21 protein-coding genes and 1 pseudogene are annotated in these 16787 nt (G+C 69.6%); 5 read left to right on the forward strand and 17 right to left on the reverse strand.

Annotation, left to right across the window (positions count from 1 at the left end; all coding sequences use genetic code 11):
- Positions 1-360: 360 nt before the first annotated feature.
- Positions 361-1725, forward strand: coding sequence for an NAD(P)-binding domain-containing protein (locus AB0I98_RS32185; RefSeq protein ID WP_362948124.1), 1365 nt, complete (start codon positions 361-363; stop codon positions 1723-1725).
- Positions 1726-1887: 162 nt separating this feature from the next.
- The gene (locus tag AB0I98_RS32190; RefSeq protein WP_362948126.1) at positions 1888-2199 is read left to right on the forward strand and encodes a hypothetical protein; all 312 of its coding nucleotides are present in this window, start codon (positions 1888-1890) and stop codon (positions 2197-2199) included.
- Here the strand turns inward: AB0I98_RS32190 and AB0I98_RS32195 are convergent.
- The 16 genes from AB0I98_RS32195 to AB0I98_RS32270 all read right to left on the reverse strand — a co-directional run bounded on the left by AB0I98_RS32195 (position 2172) and on the right by AB0I98_RS32270 (position 14180).
- Positions 2172-2672 carry a flavin reductase family protein gene (locus AB0I98_RS32195; RefSeq protein WP_362948128.1) on the reverse strand — a complete coding sequence of 167 codons (501 nt, stop codon included), beginning with the start codon at positions 2670-2672 and terminating at the stop codon, positions 2172-2174. The two genes, AB0I98_RS32190 and AB0I98_RS32195, sit on opposite strands and share 28 nt — an antisense overlap.
- On the reverse strand, positions 2669-3169 hold the full coding sequence (locus AB0I98_RS32200) for an NAD(P)H-dependent oxidoreductase (protein ID WP_362948129.1): 501 nt from the start codon (positions 3167-3169) through the stop codon (positions 2669-2671). The genes AB0I98_RS32195 and AB0I98_RS32200 overlap by 4 nt, the downstream gene beginning before the upstream one ends.
- Complete coding sequence (locus tag AB0I98_RS32205; RefSeq protein ID WP_362948131.1) at positions 3169-4575, reverse strand: MFS transporter; 1407 nt, start codon at positions 4573-4575, stop codon at positions 3169-3171. Before AB0I98_RS32205 ends, AB0I98_RS32200 begins: the two co-directional genes overlap by 1 nt.
- A gap of 1 nt (position 4576) precedes the next feature.
- Complete coding sequence (locus tag AB0I98_RS32210) at positions 4577-5902, reverse strand: NtaA/DmoA family FMN-dependent monooxygenase (protein ID WP_362948222.1); 1326 nt, start codon at positions 5900-5902, stop codon at positions 4577-4579.
- Positions 5903-5907: 5 nt separating this feature from the next.
- Entirely contained in the window at positions 5908-6567 is a 660-nt protein-coding gene (locus tag AB0I98_RS32215; RefSeq protein WP_362948132.1) for an isochorismatase family cysteine hydrolase, read from the reverse strand.
- Positions 6567-7628, reverse strand: coding sequence for an LLM class flavin-dependent oxidoreductase (locus AB0I98_RS32220; RefSeq protein ID WP_362948134.1), 1062 nt, complete (start codon positions 7626-7628; stop codon positions 6567-6569). The genes AB0I98_RS32215 and AB0I98_RS32220 overlap by 1 nt, the downstream gene beginning before the upstream one ends.
- 32 nt (positions 7629-7660) lie before the next feature.
- Positions 7661-8767 (reverse strand): ABC transporter substrate-binding protein, encoded by a 1107-nt coding sequence (locus AB0I98_RS32225; protein ID WP_362948135.1) that lies wholly within the window; start codon positions 8765-8767, stop codon positions 7661-7663.
- Positions 8768-8873: 106 nt separating this feature from the next.
- Entirely contained in the window at positions 8874-9734 is an 861-nt protein-coding gene (locus AB0I98_RS32230; RefSeq protein WP_362948137.1) for an ABC transporter permease, read from the reverse strand.
- 14 nt (positions 9735-9748) lie between these two features.
- Positions 9749-10570, reverse strand: a complete 822-nt coding sequence (locus AB0I98_RS32235) for an ABC transporter ATP-binding protein (protein WP_362948138.1) — start codon at positions 10568-10570, stop codon at positions 9749-9751.
- A 167-nt stretch (positions 10571-10737) separates the two neighbouring features.
- Entirely contained in the window at positions 10738-11160 is a 423-nt protein-coding gene (locus tag AB0I98_RS32240; protein WP_362948139.1) for a hypothetical protein, read from the reverse strand.
- Between the two features lie 130 nt (positions 11161-11290).
- Complete coding sequence (locus AB0I98_RS32245; protein ID WP_362948141.1) at positions 11291-11428, reverse strand: hypothetical protein; 138 nt, start codon at positions 11426-11428, stop codon at positions 11291-11293.
- Positions 11425-11895: a DUF3618 domain-containing protein gene (locus AB0I98_RS32250; protein WP_362948143.1), complete on the reverse strand. Its 471-nt coding sequence runs from the start codon at positions 11893-11895 to the stop codon at positions 11425-11427. The genes AB0I98_RS32245 and AB0I98_RS32250 overlap by 4 nt, the downstream gene beginning before the upstream one ends.
- Positions 11892-12311 carry a phage holin family protein gene (locus tag AB0I98_RS32255; RefSeq protein ID WP_362948144.1) on the reverse strand — a complete coding sequence of 140 codons (420 nt, stop codon included), beginning with the start codon at positions 12309-12311 and terminating at the stop codon, positions 11892-11894. Before AB0I98_RS32255 ends, AB0I98_RS32250 begins: the two co-directional genes overlap by 4 nt.
- 95 nt (positions 12312-12406) lie before the next feature.
- Positions 12407-12688 (reverse strand): phosphatase PAP2 family protein, encoded by a 282-nt coding sequence (locus AB0I98_RS32260; RefSeq protein WP_362948146.1) that lies wholly within the window; start codon positions 12686-12688, stop codon positions 12407-12409.
- Between the two features lie 255 nt (positions 12689-12943).
- The gene (locus AB0I98_RS32265) at positions 12944-13996 is read right to left on the reverse strand and encodes a YihY/virulence factor BrkB family protein (RefSeq protein WP_362948147.1); all 1053 of its coding nucleotides are present in this window, start codon (positions 13994-13996) and stop codon (positions 12944-12946) included.
- 40 nt (positions 13997-14036) lie between these two features.
- A complete protein-coding gene (locus AB0I98_RS32270) occupies positions 14037-14180 on the reverse strand; it encodes a hypothetical protein (protein WP_362948148.1) in 144 nt (47 codons plus the stop codon).
- Positions 14181-14369: 189 nt separating this feature from the next.
- On the opposite strand from AB0I98_RS32270, the gene AB0I98_RS32275 reads away from it, so the two are divergent.
- The 3 genes and pseudogenes from AB0I98_RS32275 to AB0I98_RS32285 all read left to right on the forward strand — a co-directional run bounded on the left by AB0I98_RS32275 (position 14370) and on the right by AB0I98_RS32285 (position 16410).
- Positions 14370-15269, forward strand: a complete 900-nt coding sequence (locus AB0I98_RS32275; protein WP_362948149.1) for an aminoglycoside phosphotransferase family protein — start codon at positions 14370-14372, stop codon at positions 15267-15269.
- Between the two features lie 163 nt (positions 15270-15432).
- Positions 15433-15816, forward strand: a pseudogene (locus AB0I98_RS32280) (AAA family ATPase); the annotation flags it as partial.
- A complete protein-coding gene (locus AB0I98_RS32285) occupies positions 15817-16410 on the forward strand; it encodes an NUDIX hydrolase (protein ID WP_362948224.1) in 594 nt (197 codons plus the stop codon).
- On the opposite strand, the gene AB0I98_RS32290 is transcribed toward AB0I98_RS32285, so the two are convergent.
- Positions 16404-16751: an MmcQ/YjbR family DNA-binding protein gene (locus AB0I98_RS32290; protein WP_362948151.1), complete on the reverse strand. Its 348-nt coding sequence runs from the start codon at positions 16749-16751 to the stop codon at positions 16404-16406. The two genes, AB0I98_RS32285 and AB0I98_RS32290, sit on opposite strands and share 7 nt — an antisense overlap.
- Positions 16752-16787 lie beyond the last annotated feature (36 nt).

Here is a 16787-nt window from a genome sequence, read left to right on the forward strand (position 1 = left end):
CGATGCGCGCAGCCGAACGCGCCGGACGTCGCGACAACCGCGCGCGCCGCGAGTCGCCTGCGGCCCTCCAGGGGCAGTACGAACTCGTAGACGGCGGTGTGGACTTCGCGAACCCGGGCGCGTGTACGGCCAGAGTCCGGCCGCTTGGTCGGACCCCCTCCAGCGCTACCGGCCGAAGCCCCTGCCCGAGAAGGGCGTGCGCTGTGGCCAGCCCGGACTGGCCGCCCCTGATGACGGCCACCTGAGCATGCTCCACGATCTCCGCACCGATTCGATGAATGTCTATGTTGACGCTTATCGAATCAGGTGCCATGCTTGCCGTGCAAGAGATCGACGAATGTCGAAGCAAAGGGGAATCGAGTGAGCACGCCCACCACCGATCAGCTGCCCGTCGTGATCGTCGGAGCCGGACCGGTCGGCTTGGCCGCCGCCGCCCATCTCGTCGGGCGCGGTATCGAACCGCTGGTCCTGGAGGCCGGCCCGTCCGCAGGCACCGCTGTGCGTGACTGGTCGCACATGCGGCTGTTCTCTCCCTGGTCCGAGGTCGTCGACCCGGCCGCCGAGAAGCTGCTCGCCCCGACCGGCTGGGTCCGCCCCGACGGAGCGTCGTATCCCACCGGCGGCGACTGGGCCGAGTCGTACCTCCAGCCGCTCGCCGACGTCCTGGGCGACCGGGTCCGCTACGGCGTGCGCGTGACCGGAGTGGCACGGGCGGGCCGGGACCGTATCGTCGACTCCGGCCGCGAGGGGCAGCCCTTCACCGTGCACATTGAGCTGGCCGACGGCCGCGAGGAGCGCCTCGCCGCGCGTGCGGTCGTCGACGCCTCCGGGACCTGGGCCGTACCCGGCCCGATGGGTGCCGACGGCCTGCCCGCACTGGGGGAGAAGGCGGCCTCCGAGCGCGTCTCGTATCGCGTGCCGGACCTCAAGGACCCTGCCGTACGCGCCCGTTACGCGGGAAAGCGCACCGCGGTCGTAGGTTCCGGAGCGTCCGCCTTCACGGCCCTCGCCTCCCTGGCCGACCTGGCGAAGGAGGAAGACGGGACACACGCGGTGTGGATCCTGCGCCGGGGGATCACGGGGTCCACGTTCGGCGGCGGCGAGGCCGACCAGCTGCCCGCCCGTGGCGCACTCGGCCTGCGTGCCAAGACGGCTGTGGAGGCGGGCCACGCGAGCGCGGCCACCGGATTCCGTACGGAGGCGGTGGAGCGCGACGGCGACCGGCTGGTGCTCGTCGCGGAAGACGGCCGGCGCCTCGACCCGGTCGACGAGGTCATCGTCCTCACCGGCTTCCGCCCCGACCTCTCCTTCCTCTCCGAGGTCCGCCTCGGCCTCGACGAACGCCTCCAGGCACCGACCGCACTGGCCCCGCTCATCGACCCCAACGTCCACTCCTGCGGCACGGTCTACCCGCACGGCGTCAACGAGCTGTCCCACCCCGAGCAGGGCGTCTACCTGGTCGGCATGAAGTCCTACGGCCGTGCCCCCACGTTCCTCGCGATGACCGGCTACGAGCAGGTGCGTTCAGTCGCCGCGTCGATCGCCGGGGACCAGGAGGCGGCCGAGCGCGTCGAGTTGACCCTTCCCGAGACGGGAGTGTGCGGCGGCGCGGGCCTGTTCGACGACCCCGACGCCGCACAGACCGACGGCGGCGGTGGCTGCTGCGCGGCCCCGGCCACCCTGCAGATCGGCATCGGCGCACCGACCACATCCGGCGGCTGCTGACACCACTGCGGCCGACCTCGCCGCGACCGGAACCGGGGACCGGTCGCGGCCCCCGCACTGCTCTGCTCGCGCTATGCGTCACGCAGATCACCAGCTGGGGGATCCAACGCCGCCCTCGCCCGCCACCCACGCGTCACCACACGTACCGTCGTCCTGATCCCGATGGGCGGGACCAAGACCGCAGCGTTCGCCATGGTCTCCGGCCCTCTCCCCGCGCTGATGGGGATCGCAATCGTGGCGGGCATGGTGCGGGGCAACCTCACCCTGTTCCAGGCCACTGCCGTCACCGACCCCTGGGGCACCACCCACTTCGGGTGCCTGTCCGGGTTGCTCCGAGGCTATCCCGGCCTGTACACCGCGCCAGCAAGCGCCCAGCACCCCGGGCCAGCCGCCGACGCGATCTGGGTGTTGCCCTCCGCGTGGACGCCAGGCACGCCAACATCTCCTCAACTGCCCAGCATTTTCAGTGTCTGACGGTGCCAGACGATCGGATTGTGGTCGTCGTCGGTCATCATGGCGAGCACGCGCAGCACGATGATGTCGTGGTCGCCGGCCGGATAGTTGTGCTCGACCGTGCACTCGAGCCAGACGGGCGCGCCGTCCAGGAAGATCGCGCCGGACGTTGTTTCCGTTGTGCCGAGGCCGGCGAAGCGGCTCTCCTTGGTGCGGGAGGCGAGTTGGCGGGCCTTGTCGCTGTGTTCCTCGCCCAGGACGGAGATGCCGATGGTCTGTGCGCGGGACAGCACGGGCCAGGTCGTCGAGCTGTGCTGTGCGGCGAAGGAGACCATGGGCGGGTGATGGGAGATCCCGACGGCGAACGACGACACGATCATGACGGTCGGCTCGCCGTGGACGCGCGCCGCGAGGGCGGCGACTCCTGACGGGAACCCGGAGAACGCCCTCTTCATGTCGCCGGGGTCCGAGGTGAACCCTGTCATTGTCGTCATCGCGCGGTCCTCGCCTTCGCGGCGTCGAGCACGATCCGACTCCATCGCCCGGTCCAGCGGGGGAGTGAGTCATCGGTGGTGTAGGTGGAGTCGAGTTGGTACAGGGCCTGTGCGGGGCAGGTCGCTCCGAGTTCGACCAGTACTGGTTTGAGGGTGAGTTCGGGAGCGAGCGCGTGCGCGGGCCCCGCGCCGAGCATGAGGGGCAGCGCCACTTGGCCGGCGAGGCCGGTCGCGGTGGGGAACTGGTCCAGGAAGAGTTTGAGCAGGCCGGTGTAGGTGCCCTTGTAGGTGGGAGATGCCGCGATCACGAGGTCGGCGGACCGGACCTGCTCGACAGCCGCGGTGACGCCCGGGTCGCCCCAGGCGAGCAAGCCGGGCCCGAGCGCGGTGACTTCGATGACCTCGCAGTCCAATTCGAGGGCTGCGGCGAGGCGTTCGGCGGCGTCGCGGGTGCGTGAGCCGGGCTTGGGGTTTCCGACGACGGCGACAGCCTTCATCAGGCGACTCCTGTGGGTAGATGGGGTTCGACGGCCGACGCCGTGGGCGTGCCGGCCTCCCGCTGGTCATGGCGCAGGAGCGCGGAGGCGAGGAGGCAGAGCAGTCCTACGGCGGCGAGCGCGCCGAGGGTGGCGGCGTAGCCGAATCCGGCCAGGAGAACGGCACAGGCCGCGCTGCCCAGCACCGCGCCGAGTTGTTTCATGGCGTTGAAGGTTCCCGACGCCGCCCCGACCTCGTCCGGGGCGACTGAGGTCACTGCCGCGATCGACAGGGGTGACCAGACGAACGAGTTGGCCACTCCGTACACGGCGAAGGCAGCGGTCAGGGCGAGGATCGGTGCGTTGGCCGCGACGAGTACCGCCGATGCTCCGATGGACAGGACGAGCGCGGACGAGCCGATGACGGCGACCGCGCGCGAGCCGATCCCGTTGTTGAGCCGGGCCGACACCGGAGCGCCGAGCAGGCACAGCACTCCCATGGGTACGAGGGTTAGGGCCGCCGCGCCGGGGGTGAGCCCGCGCTCCTGCTGGAGGTAGAGCATCAGGGGGATCATGGCCGAGCCCGCGCAGAAGGCCGCGGCGGCGCCACCCCAGGCCGCGGTGACGAACCCGCGGCTGTGCAGCAACGCGATCGGCACGAGCGCGCGCTGCCCGTCGCGACGCTGCAGCCAGACGACGGCCGCGACGACCAGCGCGCCGCCGACAGCGAGCAGCCAGCGCGGTACGCCCCACGCGTCGGCGCTTGCGTCGTCCGTGCCCTGGATGCCGAGCGCGAGCGCGCCGACGCCGGTCGCGTTCGCGCAGATCGCCCACACCGGGATGGCCTCCTTCTGGCGGGGCAGGTCGGGTACGAACGCGGCCACCGCGGCCATCGCCGCGACGCCGATCGGGACGTTGACCCAGAACACCGCGGGCCAGCCGCCGACGGCGACCAGCAGCCCGCCGAGCAGCGGTCCGGCGGCCACCGCGGCTCCGCCGACCGCGCCCCAGGTGCCGAGCGCGACGGCGAGGCGAGGCGGCTGGAACAGCGCCTTGATGAGGGTGAGGCACTGCGGCGTCATCAGCGCGGCACCGATGCCCTGGGCGACCCGCCATCCGATGAGGGCCGTGATGGTGGGGGCCAGCGCGCACAGGAGTGATCCGAGCGTGAAGGCCGCGAGTCCGAGCAGGTGGATGCGGCGGTGGCCGTAGCGGTCGCCCAGCCGGCCCGCGATGATCAGGGGTACCGCGTAGGCGATGAGATAGCTGCTGTTGACCCAGATGGCGAGGGTCTCGGTGGTGTGGAGGCCGGTGATCAGTGCGGGCAGCGCGACCGAGGTGATCGTGCTGTCCAGCAGGAGCATGAAGAACCCCGCGCACAGGCTGCCGAGGGCCAGCCAGTGGCGGCGCTCGCTCGCTCCGGTCATCTCACACCGCCAGGTTCTCGCGCAGCGTGCCGCCGGGGTAGGCCGGCGCGAGCGCGCCGCGGCGGCGCAGTTCGGGCAGGAGCAGCTCGCTGATCCCGGTGAAGCCCGAGGGCATGGCCAGTGGGCTGGAGAACATGTAGCCGCCGCGTGATCCGGTCGCGGCGAAGTTCTCCTCCAGCGCGTCGGCGACGGTGGCGGGGTCGCCGACGATGCTGTGGTCGAGGCCCGTCGCGCGCTCGCGGCCGTGCGCGAAGAACTCGTCGCGGCTCATCGTGTGGTCCGCGCCGAACTCCACGATGAGCGAGCCGATGAGACCTGCCGGACTCGCGTTGGCCGCGACGATCGCGTCGCGCACCTCGGCCAGGCGGAAGGACCGCGGCAGTTTCGAGAGGTCGTAGCCGATGTTGTGCGACAGGTAGGTGGCGACGGCCTCCTCGTTCCAGAACTCGTGCACCGAGTCGCGCCGTGCCCGCGCCTCGGCCGTCGTACGGCCGACGATGACCTGCGTGGCCCAGAGGATGCCGACATGCGCCGGGTCCCGCCCTTCGGCGAGGAGTGCCTCGTCGAGCAGTTTGCGGTGACGCTGCTGGCCCCCGAGGCTGCCGCCGAAGCCGAAGACGAGATCGGCGAACCGGGCCGACGCGGCGATGCCCCGGGGCGAGTTGCCCGCCTGCACGATGAGCGGGTGATGCTGCGGACTGGGTACCGACGCCAGCGGGCCCTTGACGGTGAAGAAGCGCCCCTCGTGGTCGATCGGGTGCACTTTCGCGGGGTCGGCGAACCGGCCCGTGTCCCGGTCGCGCACGATGGCGTCGGGTGCCACCGAGTCCCACAGCGCCCGGCAGACCGCGATGAACTCCTCCATCCGCTCGTAGCGCAGGTCGTGGTCCATCAGCTCGCCGAAGCCGTAATTCGCCGCGTCCGCGCCGCGGGTCGAGGCGACCACGTTGAAGGCGATGCGCCCGCCGGTCACGTGGTCGAGAGAGTTCAGCAGCCGGGCGACGTAGAAGGGGTGCAGGAACGTCGAGGAGTACGTCAGACCGAAGCCGACCTTCTCGGTCACGGTGGACATCGCCGCGATGACCGGCGACATGTCGTGACGCGGCCACTGGATGCCCCACTCCACGGCCGGTTCGATGCTGCCCCGCCATGTGCTGGGGATGCCGCTGCCGTCGCCGAAGAACAGCAAGCCGACGCCGGCTCGCTCGGCGGTCCGCGCCAGTTCCATGTACATGCGTACGTCGGGGAAGTCCTGGCCGACCCAGGAGCCCTGGCGGGCCCACGCGCCCTCGGTGTGGGTGAAGGAGAGGTCGTAGCCGATGTGCATGCCCTTCACCGCGCGCTCCTCTTCCACAGCTCGACGACTTCGTCGGCATCGCTGAGCAGGGCCACGTTGAGTCCCAACTGATGGAGGGCCGCGGCGTTGACATTCAGGTCGTAGGCGGCGGTCGCGTCCCGGGGGACGACCACGGGCCAGTCGAGTTGCACGGCGTCCTGGGCGGTCGCGTCGACACAGCACTCGCTCGTCAGGCCCACGATCGTGAGCCAGTCGCAGCCCGCCGCGCGCAGCCGTGCGTCGAGATCGGTGCCGAGGAAGCCGCTGTATCCGCGCTTGACCACGCGTAGTTCGCCCTCGGCCGGCCGCATGCGGTACCACTCGGCCCCCGGCGTCCCGAGAACGCACGGCTCGGCCGGGCTCATGGGCGCATCGTAGTCACCTCCGCGCAGCCAGTTGCTCGACCGCCACGGCCGGGCGGGATCACTGCCCAACTCGACCCAGAGGACCGGCACTTGAGCCATACGTGCGGCGTCGACGAGGCCGCCGATACGGGTGATGGCCTGGTCGAGCGCCGTCAACTCGGCTTCCTTGAGGCCGTATTCCGTTAGGCGGTCGGGGTCGGCGAAGTCGCGTTGTACGTCGACGACGACGAGCGCGGGACTGCTGCCGGGGCGGGTGAGGTGGGCTAGTTGTCTGTCACGAAGGTCGGACATCAGGCCGCCACCTCGTCCCGGGCGCGCAGCGCCGGCAGGACGGTCTCGCCGAACAGCAGCATGTCCTCGTCGTACTCCGGGAAGATCAGCATGAGTCCGTCGAGGTCGGCCTCGCGCACGATGTACTCGATGTGCTCGGTGACCGTCCGCGCCGATCCCGCGACATACGGGGTCTGGAACGCGGCCTCGCCGTCCGCACCGTCGGCCCACGCCCGGGCCTGGTCCTCGGGGATGCCCCAGGTGTGGCGCATATGGGCGAGCGCCTCGCGGTCGAGGCCCGCGCCCCACTCCCTCACCTTCTTGGCGGCCAGTTCGTCGGTCTCGTCCTGGACGACGGTGAGCATCGAATACGTCTTGCAGACACGGCCGACCGCCTTCGCCCGGCCATGGACGTCCGCCGACAGCATCCGCATCTCGTCGAGGCTCTCGGCGGCGAGGAAGGCGCCGTCCGCGTACTTGGCCTGGAAGCGCCGGGCCTCCTCCGATCTGCCCGCGTTGATCAGGGTCGGGCGGACAGCAGGATGCGGGCGGGACTCGCAGTCGACGAGGTCGAAGTACGGCGTGCGCATGGTGACGGAGTCCTCGGTCCACAGCCGGGTGACCGCCTCCGTCCACAGTTCCGTCATCCGGTAGCGGTCCGCGTGGCTCAGCTCCGGGTCCCACTGCCCGAACTGCTCGAACTCGCCCGCGTAGGAGCCGTTGACGATGTTCATGCCGGCTCGGCCGCCGGAGATGTCCTGGAGCGTGGTGAACATCTTCGCGGCGATGGCCGGGTTGTGGACATTCGCGTGCAGGGTCGCCCAGATCTTGACCCGGCTGGTCGCCTCGGCGAGCGCCGCCATCATCGTCATCGACTCGAGCGAACGGCCCCAGTGGTCGGTGCTGCCGCCGAAGCCGCGCCACTTCGCCATCGACATGACGAAGTCGAGGCCGATGTTCTCCGCGTGCAGAGCGGCTCGCTTGTTCCACTCGTAACTCGCCTCGGTATGCGGGGCGGTCGTGGAGAGCATCCATCCGCCGTTCCCGATGGGGAGGAAGATTCCGTATTCCTTCGCGGGCATGTGCGTGCGCCTTTCCGTGAGATTCCTGCGGGCTACGGTGCTGGCCAGACGAGCTTGTCGGCGGTGTGGACGTTCTTGACGAAGGAGGTGTCGAACCACCCCTTGGCCTGGTCGGCGGTGACGCTGTCGGGCACGACCCGGAACTGGTGCAGCATGTCGACGAGCCCGGTAACGTTGTCGAGATCGATGCCGCCGAGCGGTTGCCCGGGTGTCGGATTGTCCTTGGCGACCTGCGTCTCGGTCTTCCAGATGGTCGCGTTCAGTTTTTTGTCGTACGTCGGTCCGGCCAGCTCGGCGGCGTATCCGACGCACTCGGTGATGTGCTGCTCGCCGGCCGAGCAGTAGTCGTAGGCATGCAGTGCGGCGCGCAGGATGTCCTCCACGGCGTGCGGGTGCGCCTTGGCGAAGGCGGGGTTCACGGCCATCGCGCCGAGCGAGCTCGGGACGTCGTAGTCGACGGGCTTCCACACGGTGACGTCGTCGCCGGCTGCCTTGAGCTGGTTGGGCTCGTTGGAGACGAACCCGGTGAGCGCTTCGAGGCCGCCCTGCTTGCGGGGCAGTACGGAGGGGTCGTAACCCTGCTTGACCAGCTTGAGCGAGTCCCACTCGACTCCGGCCTTGACCATCATCGCCCTGACGGTGGCGGGTACGTAGCCCTTGTGGCCGACGACCTTGCCGTCGAGCTGGGTCAGCTTGGTGATGTCCTTGTTGGTCATCAGGATCTCCACTCCGGCGTCCGAGTACGAGGAGACGCCCGTGATGTCGATGCCGTTGGCCCGGGCCTGGATGACGTCCTGCTCGGAGACCGGACTCACGGTCGCCTGGCCGCTGGCCAGCAGTTTGGTGTTCTGCGCCGTGTCGCCGGTGCCGGGCTTGAGGGTGACGTCGAGGCAGAGGTCCTTGAAGTAGCCGAGCTTGCTCGCGGCGATGTACTCCAGGATCGACACCGACGACTGGTACTGGTAGCCCGACAGGTAGGTGATCTTGCCGGTGGCCTTGTTCTCGGCGCAGCGGCCGGCGGAGATCGCGGAACCTTCCGAGCCCGCCGAGGCGCTGTCGGCGGAATCCGAACCGCAGCCCGTGACGCCGACCGTCAGGACGAGGGCGGCGAGGGCGGATGTGAAGAGACGTTGCTGCATGGGTGACTCCAAACTGGCGATGGCCGCCGGGGAACGGTGCGGAAGAGGGCGTGGGTCGCCGAGCGCCCGGCCATGGCGGCCTCGGGCGCGGTGAGGGGAAGCCGAGTCAGTTGTGCGCGCTGTCGTGCCAGTGGAGTACGCGGCGTTCGACCAGCGTCACGGCGAGGAGCAGCAGCACGCCCATGACCGCGAGGACGAGGATCGAGGCGTATACGACCGGCAGCTGGTTCATGGACGAGGCCACGCTGATCGCGGTGCCGAGGCCGCCGGTCGACCCCGACGCCGACATCTCGGCCACCACGGCGCCGACGATCGACAGCGGGAAGACGATGCGCAGCGCCGCGAACAGGAACGGCAGCGCGTTGGGGATGCGCACGTGCCACAGCAGCTCGATACGGCCGGCATCCATCGTCCGGTACACCTGCAGCACCTGCTGCGGCACGGACCGCAGGCCGGCCGCGGTGTTGATGAGGATCGGGAAGAAGCAGATCAGGCCGGCGATGAGGAGTTTGGGCAGCGGGCCGAAGCCGAAGGCCACGACCAGCGCCGGTGCGATCGCCACGAGCGGGGTGACGTTGAGGACGACGGCGATCGGCATGACGGCCCGGCGCACCAGGGGGAGTTCGCTGGTCAGCACCGCCAGGACGAACGCTCCGACGAACCCGATCGCGAGGCCGGCCGTCGCCTCACCCATGGTGATCAGGGCGTTGTCGACGTAGTAGCCGAACTGGGTGGCGAGTGAGCTGCCGATCTTCGGCAGCGGCGGCAGCAGGTACGGCAGCTCGTCGGCTCCCCACTGCCACAGCACGGCGAGGAACGCCAGCATCACGGTCAGGGGCAGCCACGCGGAGGGGCGGATCCATGCGATCCGGGACCTCGGGTGCTTGAGGCTGAAGCGCGACGGTTCGGTGGGCGTCTTCGTCTCGTTCGCGAGGGTGGTGCTGGTGCGTTCGTCGGTCACGGTCATCTCTCGCACCCCACTCACGCGGCCTCGCCGTGCCAGGCACGGCGCAGTCGGTCCCGGATCAGGTCCTCGTACTCGTGGAAGTGACGTTCCCCGAACAGGCGATCGCCGCGCGGCCGGGGCAGGTCGACGTCGATGGTCTCCACGATGCGGCCGGGGCGAGGTGCCATGACGACCACGGTGTCCGAGAGTCGTACGGCCTCGGAGACGGAGTGGGTGACGAACAGGACCGTCGTCTTCAACTCGTCCCACAGGTCGAGCAGTTGGTCCTGCAGGCTCTCGCGGGTGAATTCGTCGAGGGCCGAGAAGGGCTCGTCCATGACGAGCACGTCGGGCCGCAGGCCGAAGGCACGCACGATCGCGGCACGCTGCCGCATGCCGCCGGACAGCTGTGCCGGAAGCTTGTGCATGGCCTCGCCGAGACCCGCCTTGACGAGGAGGTCCCGCATGTCCGGGGCGGCTTGCCGCTCTTCGAAGTCGGCGATGCGCTCGCGGCGCCTGGCGGCACCCCTGTTGATCTTCTGTGGCAGCGTGACGTTCCGCAGCACGGACAGCCACAGCAGCAGCGCCGGGCTCTGCGGCACGAGGCCGATCATCTTGGCGGCGCACGCCTTCGCCGGGGGGACGCCGTGCACTTGGACCCCGCCGCGGTCGGGCTGTTCGAGGCCGGCCGCGAGGCGCAGCAGTGTCGACTTGCCGCAGCCGCTGGGTCCGATGAGGCTGACGAAGCGGCCGGGCGGCACCGTCAGAGAGACGTCGTCCAGGGCATTCGTCGCGGACGGCCCGAATCCGTAGACCCGGTGCACCGACCGTAGTTCAAGCGCTGGCGTACCAGTCACCTTCACGCTCCCATCCATGTAGCGAGCACGAAGGCCCGATCCTGGAAGTCGGAGAGCGTGCGTAGCGAGTGCGGGTGACTGCGACGCGGAAATCCGCTTAGGTGTCGTTGACCGTAGGAGCCTTGTGTTACGGCCCTGCGTCGCGGTTTGTTTCGCGCGCTTTACGTTCAGCGCTCGAGAGTGACGACCGTGCTGCCGTCGAAGACGTAGATCTCGATCCCGAGGTCCGCCGCCGCGCGTGCCACCCAGCCGCCGAGCGCCTGCACGATCAGCTCGGTGACCAGGAGTACGGCACGGTCGGCGGTCGGCACGGAGTCGCGCAGCCAGAGCAACTTGAACATGTCCGCCATGACCTTGTTGCGGTAGGCGGGCTTGTAAGCGCCCTGATTGCTGACGAGTTGGACGAGCACCCTGCCCTCGGCGTCGATCCCCTCGACCTCGACACGGCTGCCGTCGGGCAGCATGAGCGGCTTCGGACGCAGCCCGGTGCCGAGCCGGTCGCCCAGGGCGAGCAGCATCCGGCGTTCGATGGAGCCCTCGGCGAATCGGCTCCATTCGGTGGGGGCGTCAAGGACGGTCAGGTGGCGCATTCGCCGGAGTCTAGGAAGCGGCCGTTTCCTGCGTGTTTCGCGTGGGTTGGCGTGAGCTGGAGGCGTGTCGCCGGCAGGGGTTCATGGTGGGTGTAGCGGAAATCGATTGGCGGCGGAGGCCGACGGTCGGTCAGCCGGGCCAGGTGCCGGTCAGGCGCCGGGTGGCGGTGGCGCCGCCGCGGTCGACGACGGCTTTCACACCGGCGAAGATCGCTCGGGCGCCCATGGCCATGCCGACCGGCTTGTAAGCGACTTTCGACGCTTTCATCGGCGCCTCCGCGAGCGGCGGATGAGCAGTACCGCGATGAGCGCACCGGCCGCCGCGAGCAGCGGAGTGCGGTTGGCGCGGGCCACCCGCATGCCCTGGCCGGCCTTCTCACGTACCGGTTCCGGGGCTTTGTCCCGGGCCAGCTCCGCGACGTGCGCGGCCTTGTCGTGGACCTGCTCCGTGGCCGCGGCGGCCTTGGCGCGCACCGGTTCGGCGGTCCTGTCCTGCACCGCGTGGGCCGCGTGCGTGGCCTTGTCCTTCAGCTGGGTCCTGACCTGTGTGGTCTTCTCGGCGACCTGGTGCCTGACGGCCGCTGTCTTCTCCTGGGCGCGGGCCTTGACGTCGGTCTTCGCCGCGAGCGCCTCGACGGTCTCGCCGAGTTCCTCGCGGGTCGCCTCGACCTGCTCCCGCAGCTCCTCCGGGGAAGGTGCTGCCTTGTCGCCCTTGTTCGGCTTGTCGGGGGTCATCGGTGTGCCTTCTCCTTGATCTCGGCCATGTCGGCCTTGACGCTCTCCATGGTCTGCTCGGGCCTCGGCGGGGATGCCTTGCCGATCTGTCGCTTCCCGAGCGCCGCCATCAGCGCGGTGACGGCGGCCAGGACGCCGGTGACGATCAGAGCCGCCACCCACACATCCATGGCGAGCGACAGAGCGGCGATCACGGTGGCCACCAGTGCTTGCAGGGTCAGCACGCCCATCAGCCCGGCGCCGCCGAACAGGCCGCCGCCCCTGCCGAACCGCTTGCCCTTCTCGGTCATCTCCGCCTGCGCCAGGCGCATCTCGTCGCGGACCAGCTGCGACAACTGCCGCGAGGCACGCTGGACCAGGTCACTCACCGGTTCCTGCGCTCCGCTGCCCGGGCGGGGGGAACCATCTGCTGTCATGAGTGCTCACCTTCCTCGGGCCTGCCCGGATGACCGAGCGGCCGGCTCTGTTTCCACCGTCTGATCGGCTGTCCGGGTACCCGGGTCAGCGCGCATCACCTCCTGTCAGAGCAGCCGTCGCCACGGCAGATGGGGCGCGGCCGTACCAGGGCCGCCGCGGCCGGCCCGGTCACTCCTCCGGCGGCCACGTCGGAGGGATAGTGAGCACCGCTGTGCACCCGCTCGGCGGACACCACCACCGCCGACAGCCCACAGGCGGCACCGGCGGCCGGACAGACCGGCGCGACGGCGCCCGCGAAGGCGACGACCGCGGCGGTGTGCCCCGAGGGGAACGACGAGCTGTCCGGGCGCTCCCGGAGTTCCCCGGCGGGATCCATTCCCGGGGTGGGCGGCGCCGTCGGTACAACTTCTTGGCGACCGCGTTCGACAGCACCTCGGACATCGTCATGGCCGTCACACCCGCGCCCGCAGCGGCAGCCTCCCGCACCGCCGGCGCGAGCCGCCGTACCCAGGGTGGCCCCGACCCGATCGTCCGTCTGGCCAGCCGGCGGTCCCCATCGTGAAGATCCGCCATCGTCCCCATGACCAGCCGACTTCCCGTTCAGGGCCAGGTCACACCGGTGCCCACCACCTCAGGATCCAAGACGGCGGCGATCCTCCTCGTCCCACTTGCGGGTGTCGCGCGGCTGTACGTACGGCTCCTCCTCGGCCGGCTGGCCGCCCGCCACCGCGCGCTGGCGGGCCAGCTCCGCGTCGCATTCGAGGCCCAGCAGGATCGCCAGATTCGTGATCCACAGCCACACCAGGAAGATGATCACGCCCGCGAAGGTGCCGTAGGTCTTGTTGTACGAGGCGAAGTTCGCCACATACAACGCGAACCCGGCCGAGGCGATCATCCAGATCACCAGTGCCAGGAAACTGCCCGGGGTGATCCAGCGGAACCCGCGCACCCTCGCGTTCGGCGTCGCCCAGTACAGAATCGCGATCATGGTGGTGACCAGGACCGCCAGCACCGGCCACTTCGCGATCGACCACACCGTAAGCGCCGTGTCGCCGACACCCAGAGCGGAGCCGAGCTGCTCGGCCAGGCCACCGGTGAACACGACGATCACCGCGCTGACCACGGCCAGGACCATCAGGACAACCGTCACACCGACGCGGACGGGCAGTACCTTCCACACCGGCCGGCCCTCCGGGACGTCGTAGACCGCGTTGGCGGACCTGATGAACGCGGCGACATAGCCGGAGGCCGACCACACCGCGAGCAGCAGACCGACGATCGCCATGACCGAACCGATCCCGGCGTTGCCCTGCATCTGCTGCACCGCACTGCTCAGGACATCCCGCGCCGCGCCCGGGGCCAGGTTCTGGATGTTGTCCAGCACCTGCTGCGACGCCGACTGCCCAACGACCCCGAGCAGCGAGATCAACGCCAGCAGAGCCGGGAACAGCGCCAGGATCCCGTAGTAGGTCAGCGCCGCCGCCCGGTCGGCCAGCTCGTCCTTCTTGAACTCCTTCAAGGTGCCTTTCAGCACCGCCCCCCAGGAGCGCTTGGGCAGGTCCGTCGGCTTGTCCGGCGCCTGCCGCTCCACCTGCTCATCCGGCCCGGCCTCAGGTGCCCGCACGGTCTCGGCCTTCTGGCCGGCCGCGCTGTGCCTTCCATGCCGCTTCAACGTCCGTACCATTCCGAACGAGTATCCGGCCGACTGCCGCCCATACATGCACTCACGGTCCGAGGAAGTGCTTCTGCATCCTGGCGATCTCGAAACGGTCGATCAGCCCGGTGAGTGGTGCTCTCTTGCCGTCGACCGCCAGTCCGCGCAGCCGACCGCCGGCACCGGAACGCCGGTCGGCCGGCCAACGGCCCACCGCCCGGTCCAACGCGTCGCCGTCGACAAGATCGTGTTACGAGCCTTCAGTGCCTGTGATGCCGGGATGCCGGCCACGCTCCGATGACGTTGCCGTGCGTTGCAAACTCGGTCGACAGGTGGGGCCGCGAACCACTGTGATGGCTCCGACTGCCCGTCGCTCGGAGCGGGCCGGCCACAGGAGTTGCTCTTGGTGACCGTGAGAACTGCGGACGCCCGCCCGCAGATCGATGGTGCTCTGGTCAGGCGCCTGGTCGACACTCAGTTCCCGCAGTGGGCGGGGCTGCCCCTGAAGCTGCTCGACCCCGCCGGCTCTGACCATGTGATCTACCGGCTGGGTGAGGAGCTGTCCGTCCGGCTGCCCCGCCATGCCGGAGCCATCGGGCAGGCCAGGAAGGAATTCCAGTGGCTGCCCCGGCTCGCCCCGCACCTTCCCCTGGCCATCCCGGTACCGGCGGGGGTGGGCGAACCCGACTTCGGCTATCCGTGGCCGTGGGCGGTGTCACGCTGGCTGGACGGGGAGGTGGCGACCGTCGAGGCCCTGGCCGGTTCCTCCACGGCCGCCGTTGAACTGGCTCAGTTCTTGGCTGCCTTGCAGCAGTTCGCACCCGAGGACATCCCCGCCGAGAACACCCGGGAAGACCTCACCGGCCATCCGTTGTCCGACCGGGACCGTGCGACGCGGGTCGCCATCGCCGAGGTCGACGGCGTGTTCGACGCAACAGCGATGACCGAACTGTGGGACGCGGCGCTGGGTGCCCCCGGATGGGACCGCTCTCCGGTGTGGTTTCACGGCGACTTCCACACGGGCAACCTGCTGACCGTCGACGGCCGCCTCAGCGCCGTCATCGACTTCGGCGGGCTCGGCACCGGTGACCCGGCCTGTGACCTGATGATCGCTTTCACGCTGATGTCTGCCGATAGCCGCGCCGTCTTCCGCGACGCCCTCGATGTGGACGACGCCACCTGGATGCGGGGCCGCGGCTGGGCCCTGGCCACTGGCCTGAACGCCTACACCTCCTACGCCGCCGTCAACCCCCGGGTCGCCGTGCAGACCACCAGGCAGATCACCCAGGCCCTCATCGGCTGACAACGGCAACACAGTGAACGGAGCCGCCGGTGGGTGATCAGGCAGCAGGCGAGCTTGAGGAAGGCTTCGTGGATGTCGCTCGGGCTGCGGGCACGGAACCGCGCAGCACCAGCACGGCCAGGCGGAACGGCCCCAGGGCCCGGGAACCCTTCGGGGTGTCGTCCTGATCACCGGCGTGATGGCGGCGGGGAAGTCCACCGTGGCCGACCTCCTGGCCAGGCGGCTGCCCCGGGCCGCGCACGTGCGTGGTGACATCTTCCGGCGGATGATGGTCTCCGGCCGGGAGGAGCTGCTGCCCGAGGAGACCCTCGAGGCCAGGGCTCAGCTGGAACTGCGCTACCGGCTTTCGGCACTCGTGGCCGACGAGTGCGCGCGCCACGGATGGACCGCGATCGTCCAGGACGTCGTCCTTGGGGAAGACCTGAGCCAGTATGTCGCCCGGGTGCGCACACGCCCGTTGTCCGTCATCGTGCTGGCTCCCTCCGCCGCTGCCGTGCAAACCAGAGAGGCCAAGTGCCCGAAGACCGGATACGGCCTCTGGTCGGTTATGCGAAAGCCTCGTTCACCCACGTCGCGGCGTCTCATCCGTCGTCGGAGTGGAGAGTTCCGGCGAGGGGCTGGGAATCATAGCGAGGTGCCACATCCTGAGGTGCCATCGCTCGTGGTCGATGATCGCGGAAACGCCTTGATCTCCTTTGCGCCCGGGGCTGAAGGGGCGCCACCGCGTGACGCGCCGCTGCCTGCGGCGTTGGTCGCCGTCTGGCACGACGACAGCGTCCTCATGGTCTTCGACCGATGGCGCCAGGGCTGGGAACTACCCGGCGGGCGTGTGGAGGATGGTGAATCCCCACGCCAGGCGGCCGTACGCGAGTTGCTGGAGGAGAGCGGTCAGAAGCCCGATGGACCCTTGCGGTTCATCGGCTACGCGGGCTTCGAACTGGCTCCCGATCAGCGAGCCGAGTACGCAGCATTGTTCGCGGGCCGCACCACCATTGTCCGGGACTTCCAGGCCAACGAGGAGATCGCGGCCATCCGCTGGTGGAACCTTCGAGAAGCCCTCCCGGGACGTGTTCAGCCCCTGGACGCCTACCTCGCCCGTTTGACTCGCGAGTCGGACCCTGACCAGAGAAAACCTCACTGACCGTCCTGATCGAGTTCGTTCAACAGGCGCTTGGGCGCGGCCGCCCGCCACGCGGCTCGTACCAGTTCGTCCAGCTCGCCGAGGTCGATCCGGTTCAGGCGGAGCTGCACGACGTTGTAGCGGGAGTCGTGATCGGTGTAGAAGAAGGTCTCCGGCGCGGACGCGACGAGCTCGTCGCGTTCTTCCTTGCCGTCGACCTTCACTCCGGCACAGAGCTCGTCTTCGGTGATCCAGGCGAAGATCTTTCCGCTCACCCGGAACGTCGGCTGGTTCCAGGTGACGCGCTCCTCTGTAGCGGGCAGGGCGAGTGCGAGCGTCCGTACGTCCTCGGCTTCGGCCATGGAGGCACCTCGGTCCTTTGCGTGGGGGGAGTGGAT

The sequence above is a fragment of the Streptomyces sp. NPDC050211 genome (assembly GCF_040656035.1).
Classification (GTDB): Bacteria; Actinomycetota; Actinomycetes; order Streptomycetales; family Streptomycetaceae; genus Streptomyces.